This window comes from Zoogloea sp., assembly GCF_028693495.1.
In the GTDB taxonomy this organism is placed as follows: domain Bacteria; phylum Pseudomonadota; class Gammaproteobacteria; order Burkholderiales; family Rhodocyclaceae; genus Zoogloea.
On sequence record NZ_JAQUVG010000151.1, the window covers coordinates 1 to 4,794 of the forward strand.

4 protein-coding genes and 1 pseudogene are annotated in these 4,794 nt (G+C 63.1%); 1 reads left to right on the plus strand and 4 read right to left on the minus strand.

Annotated features, from left to right (window positions below; translation table 11 throughout):
- The 4 genes and pseudogenes from PHD22_RS16245 to fliF form a co-directional block, all read right to left on the minus strand.
- Nucleotides 1–688: pseudogene (locus PHD22_RS16245) on the minus strand (flagellum-specific ATP synthase FliI); the annotation flags it as partial.
- 50 nt (nucleotides 689–738) lie between these two features.
- Complete coding sequence (locus PHD22_RS16250) at nucleotides 739–1,548, minus strand: flagellar assembly protein FliH (RefSeq protein WP_299869276.1); 810 nt, start codon at nucleotides 1,546–1,548, stop codon at nucleotides 739–741.
- A 21-nt stretch (nucleotides 1,549–1,569) separates the two neighbouring features.
- Nucleotides 1,570–2,571, minus strand: a complete 1,002-nt coding sequence (fliG, locus tag PHD22_RS16255) for a flagellar motor switch protein FliG (RefSeq protein ID WP_299869279.1) — start codon at nucleotides 2,569–2,571, stop codon at nucleotides 1,570–1,572.
- The gene (gene fliF, locus PHD22_RS16260; protein ID WP_299869282.1) at nucleotides 2,555–4,255 is read right to left on the minus strand and encodes a flagellar basal-body MS-ring/collar protein FliF; all 1,701 of its coding nucleotides are present in this window, start codon (nucleotides 4,253–4,255) and stop codon (nucleotides 2,555–2,557) included. Before fliF ends, fliG begins: the two co-directional genes overlap by 17 nt.
- A 153-nt stretch (nucleotides 4,256–4,408) precedes the next feature.
- Here fliF and PHD22_RS16265 point away from each other — a divergent pair.
- Nucleotides 4,409–4,794: PAS domain-containing protein (locus tag PHD22_RS16265; RefSeq protein ID WP_299869285.1), on the plus strand; the 386-nt coding region annotated here is incomplete at its 3' end.

The following is a 4,794-nucleotide window of genomic DNA, read 5'->3' on the forward strand; positions in this document are numbered from 1 at the left end:
CTGCGATGACGGCCGAGCGGGCCAGGCCTTCTGCGCCCAGGTTATGCTCGATGAACTCCTTGACTTCCCGGCCCCGCTCACCGATCAGTCCTACAACGATCACGTCGGCTGCCGTGAAGCGGGCCAACATCCCGGTCAGTACCGACTTGCCGACGCCGGAGCCGGCGAAGAGTCCCATCCGCTGGCCGCGGCCAATGGTGAGGAGCCCGTTGATGGCGCGGATGCCCACATCCAGGGACTGGTTGATGGGGGCCCTCTGGAGGGGGTTGATCGGGCGGGACTGGAGGGGGCGTGAGTGACGCACGGTCAGTGGGCCGAGGCCATCCAGGGGCCGGCCCGCACCGTCCACAACCCGCCCCAGCAGTTCGTCCCCCATGGGGAGGTGCTTGGCCCGATCCGAGGCCCGGCGGCGGGGCTCGATGCGCTCACCGGCAACGAGGGAGGGCTGGGCGGGCTCGATGGGAAGCACTTGGGCGCCGGGGGCAAGGCCGAACACGTCGTCAGTGGGCATCAGGAAGATCTTGTCGCCATGAAAGCCCACGACTTCGGCTTCGACCGAGCTGCCGCCGGGTACTGCGATCCGGCAGCCGGCGCCTACCGCCAGCTTAAGACCCGACGCCTCCATGACGAGCCCATTGATCCGGGTCAGGCGACCCGCGACCTGATAGGGGGAGCTCGCAGCAGCCATTTTTCTGGCATCTTCCAGAAAGGCTTTCCAGGTTGGGGTGCCGTGGTCCATCAGCTGTCATCCCCATCCCAGGGTACGTTTCGCCCCAGGCTCTCCATGATCCGCCGCCACCGGGTTTGAATGCTGCCATCCACATGACTGCCCGAGGCTTCAATACGCGCTCCGCCACGGGAAATGCCTGGGTCCTCTACCAGCCGGTGCCCCGAATGACTCAGATGCTCTCCCAGGTATTCCTTGCACAGGGCCAGATCTTCGGGGTGAACGTGAATCTGGGCGTGGGCCTGAGGAAGCTGGGCGAGGGCTTCGCGGATCACGTCCAGGAGCGATTCTGGCCGGGTTTCAATGGTTTGCCGAACCATTTGCCGGGCCAGTTCGATGGACAGGGAAAGGATCTCTTCGGTGATGTCCTTGTCCAGCTGGGTCAGGGCCTGCTCCAGGCTTTCCACGAGACCGTGAAAGTGCATGGCTTCGATGCGGCCCCGGGCTGTGCCCTCTTCATAGCCAGCCTCATAGCCGTCCTTGCGGGCTTCCTCGTGGATGCGCTCGATGTCCTCGGCGGTGGGGAGCTGAATCTCCGGCGTGTCCTCGGGCGCTGGGGGAGGCGGCTGAATCTCCGGCGTATCAGGGGTGTCAGGGGGGGCGGAGGGGGCCGGTGGTGGAGGCAGGGAGTCCTCTCCCTGGGCTGCGTGGGTCGGTAGTGTCGCAGCGAGGTGACGTTCAGCTTCATCGTCGGCCAGCAATTCGACTTCGGCCAGCAACTCGGCAGCAGTGGGCTCGGACTGGGTGGGCGGGACTGCGGGCGCATCGAAGGAGGGCGGGGTCCATGGCCGATAGGCGCCGACAGCCTGATGACGATTCATGGCCACAGGCAGACCTCGTGCTTAGACGAAGGCATCGTCGCCTCCCCCGCTGGAAAGAGCGATCTGGCCTTCTTCTGCCAGGCGACGTGCCGTTTTGAGGATTTCCTTCTGTTCTGCTTCCACTTCCGACAGGCGGACCGGGCCTCGCGATTCCAGGTCTTCCTTCAGCATCTCGGCAGCGCGTTGAGACATGTTCTTGAAGATCTTTTCGCGCATTTCAGGCGGTGCCCCCTTGAGGGCGATAACCAGGGAGTCGCTCTGGACTTCCCGCAGCAGGGTCTGGATGCCCCGGTCGTCCAGGTCCATGAGGTTCTCGAAGACAAACATCTCGTCGAGGATCTTCTGGGCGAGGTCGGGATCGTATTCACGCACGTTGTCGAGAATCGCAGTCTCCGCAGCAGATCCCACGAAGTTGAGGATCTCGGCCGCGTGGCGGACACCGCCCATGGCTGTTTTCTTGACGGACGAGGCACCGGCGAGCATCCGGGTGAGGGCTTCGTTGAGTTCCCGCAGGGCCACGGGCTGGACCCCGTCCAGAGTGGCGATCCGCAGCAGCACGTCATTGCGCAGGCGATCGGTGAAGTGCTTCAGGATTTCACCGGCCTGATCGAACTCCAGGTGCACCAGGATGGTAGCGATGATCTGGGGATGTTCGTTCTTGATCAGATCTGCCGCGGTGGGGGCGTCTATCCACTTGAGGCTCTCGATGCCCGCCGTATCCGAGCCTTGGAGGACCCGGCTGATGATGTGGGTAGCCCGTTCGTCACCCAGAGCCTTCGTCAGCATGGCCTTGATGTGTTCATGGTCAGCCTCGATGGGGGAGCCCTTGTCAGCGAAGGCGATCAGTTCGTCGAGCAGTACCTCCACCTTCTCGCGCCCCTGGGCCGGCATTCCCGCCATGGCAGCACCGAGTTTCTGGACCTCCTTTGGTCCCAGCTGCTTGAGAACTTCGGCGGCCTCATCGGAGCCCAGGGTCATCAACAGCAGGGCGCTCTTTTCCTGACCCTCATCGTTGCTGCTCATTGCTTCCCATCCATTCCTTGATCAGATTGGCGACCGCCTTTGGATTGTTACGGGCGATCTCATGAACCTTGCGCAGTTTTTCCTCGAAGGCCAGCCGTGCTGCGGCCTCGGGCGAGAGGACGACCTCACTGCCTTCCTCGCCTTCCTGGTTGGCTTCCCCTTCTGCGGCTGCGCTTTCCCCTTCTGCCTCGGCGATGCCGACGGGCTCAGGTTCTGGTTCTGGTGGCATGACCTGCCTGATCAAGGGGCGGATCACACCGAAGGCCACAAAGGCGATTACACCGGCGATGACCAGGTACTTGACCAGCTCCTTGATCAGGGAGACGTTGTCCGGATCCTTCCAGAGTGGCGTTTCCGGCTCCTGGCTGGCGACAAAGGGGCTGCTGGCGACGCTGATGGTATCGCCCCGTTCCTTGTTATAGCCCACCGCATCGCGCACCAGATCCTCCACCCGCTTGATCTCGTCCTCGGTGAGGGGAACCGTCTTCACTTCGCCGTTCTTGTCTTTCTCTTCCTTGTGGTTGACGGCGACGGCGACCGATAGTCGGCGGACCTGTCCCAGCGCCTTGCGGGTGTGCTGGATGGTTTTGTCCACCTCGTAGTTGATGGTGGCGCTCTTGTTGCTAGTGACGGGCGTCTGGCCGTCGGCTCCGGGTGAGCCGGGGACGGGGGGGGTGGTGAGCGGCGCCGTGGCAGGGACCGGAGGTTGGTTGGTCAGTGCGCCCGGGACTCCCTGAGGGCCTTGGTCCCGGGTCTGGCTCTCGCTGCTCTGCTGACTGCGAATGGCCTGTTCGGGCGAAGGATTGGGACGGTAGGTTTCAGAGGTTTGTTCCGTGACGTTGAAGTCCACGTCCGCAGAGACCTGGGCATGGAAGTTACCCTTTCCGAAGATGGGGGTCAGAATGGCATTGACCCTTTGGATATAGCCTTCTTCAAGCTCGCGGGTGTAGGTGATCTGATTGGCGTCCAGGGTGGAGTTGCGCAGGGGGTCCGGTTTTCTGGTCAGCAGGGTGCCGTTCTGATCGATGATGCTGACGTTCTCGTTGGTCAGCTGGGGGACGCTGGACGACACCAGGTGCACGATACCGGCGAGTTGGGAGGAGTCCAGGCTGCGGCCGGTGTGCAGATTGATCATCACCGATGCGGTGGGCTTCTGCTCATCACGTAAAAAGGCGGTCTGTTTCGGGATGGCCAGATGCACGCGGGCTGCCCCGACGCTGGACAGCGCTGAAATGGTACGGGCCAGCTCTCCCTCAAGGGCGCGCTGGTAGTTCACCTGTTCGTGAAACTGGGACAGGCCAAGTTTCTGGGTTTCCATCAATTCGAAACCCACCAGGCCGCCTTTTGGGATGCCCTGGGCAGCCATGCGCAGGCGCAGATCATGGACCTGGGCGGATGGGACCATGATGGCGCTGCCGTTGTCGGAGATCTTGTAGGGTATGTTCTGCTGTTGCAGGGCGGCCAGGACGGCACCCCCGTCCTTTTCCGCCAGACCGGAAAACAGCACGCCATAGTCCGGCTGGCGGCTCCACAGCAGGACGCCGACAATCAGCGCAATGCCAAAGGCCAGCGCCGCACCGGCGGCGAGCTTCTGGCGCTGAGACAGGTTGCGGATGTTTTCCAGCACCTGCGCCACGGGTGAGGCAGGTGGTGCTGGAGCGACGGCGGCGTCTTCTGCTGCCATGGAAACATTCCCCTTTTTCGGATGCTCGCATTGTCTTCGCGAGTTCTGCATTGTAAGGGCAGGATAAGCGGCGGTTTTTGCCGCCTATTTGCCGTCTTGTTCCTGCCGTTGCCGCCCTAAGCTGCGAGTCGGTGAATTACGTCCAACACGCCCATGACCCTGCCTGCCACCGACGACCGCTTGGATGCCCGGCAACTGGCCGATGCGTTCCGCCAGTTCAGCGCTGCCTCCGAGGCATTGACCGGTGCCTATGCCGGTCTGCAGACCCAGGTCGGTCAACTGACCGAGCGCCTCAGCGTGCTGATGGGGGCGCTCCCCGCCGGCGTCGTCGTCCTTGACCGTGCCGGACAGGTAGTGCAGGCGAACAGGGCCGTAGAGGCGATGTTCGACCATTCCCTTGCCGGCGTGGCCTGGGACACCTTTTGCGCCAATCGCCTGTTCGCCACGGAGACGCCGGGTGAATGGCAACTGGAGCATGGCGCAGAGAAGCGCCGCGTGAGCCGGGTGGATGCGCCCCTGGAATCCGGTGATGGTCACAT